The organism is Undibacterium sp. TJN25 (genome assembly GCF_049339885.1).
GTDB lineage: Bacteria > Pseudomonadota > Gammaproteobacteria > Burkholderiales > Burkholderiaceae_D > Undibacterium.
Genome location: NZ_JBMPPM010000042.1, coordinates 1 through 562, shown reverse-complemented (window position 1 = coordinate 562; position 562 = coordinate 1). Strand labels below are relative to the sequence as shown.

Sequence of the window (562 nt, the reverse complement as noted above, 5' to 3'; positions counted from 1 at the left end):
GTTGCGGGTGCCGACCACGTTGGTGCGGTAGATGGCGTCGGCGTCTCCGTGGGCGACAAAGGAGATGGCGGCGAGGTGGGCGACCACGTCGGGCTGGATGTCGTGCACGGCGTGCTGCAGCTGGCGGCGGTCGGTGAGGTCGACGGCATACATGCCGGGGCCTTGGCTTTCCTGGCCGTGGGCGGTGCCGTAGACCTGGTAGCCGGCGGCTTCCAGGGCGGGGGCGAGGTAGCGGCCGGTGAAGCCGCGCAAGCCGGTGATGAGGGCGCGCGGGCGGTGTGTCGCGGTGGGCATGCGGGGGCTAGAAGGAGGCGCCGTTGGCGTTGCGGCGGAGGTCGGCCTGGACCATCATGTGGCAGAGTTCTTCGAGCGTGGTCTTGGGTTCCCAGCCGAGGATGTCTTTGGCTTTGGCGGGGTCGCCGATCAGCAGTTCGACTTCGGCGGGCCGGTAGAATTTGGGGTTGACCTTGACGAGGGTCTTGCCGGTCTTGGTGCAGGCGGCGGTTTCGTCTTCGCCCTGCCCTTGCCAGCGGAGCTGGATGTCGGCGGCCTTGAAGGCCAT

At 68.3% G+C, this 562-nt stretch carries 2 protein-coding genes; both read right to left on the bottom strand.

The features are described from left to right. A partial coding sequence (locus tag ACO0LO_RS29030; protein WP_422970028.1) for an NAD-dependent epimerase/dehydratase family protein occupies positions 1 to 294 on the bottom strand: 294 nt, incomplete at its 3' end. Positions 295 to 301: 7 nt separating this feature from the next. Beyond that, on the bottom strand, positions 302 to 562 hold a 261-nt coding region (locus ACO0LO_RS29025; protein WP_422970026.1), incomplete at its 5' end, for a GDP-mannose 4,6-dehydratase.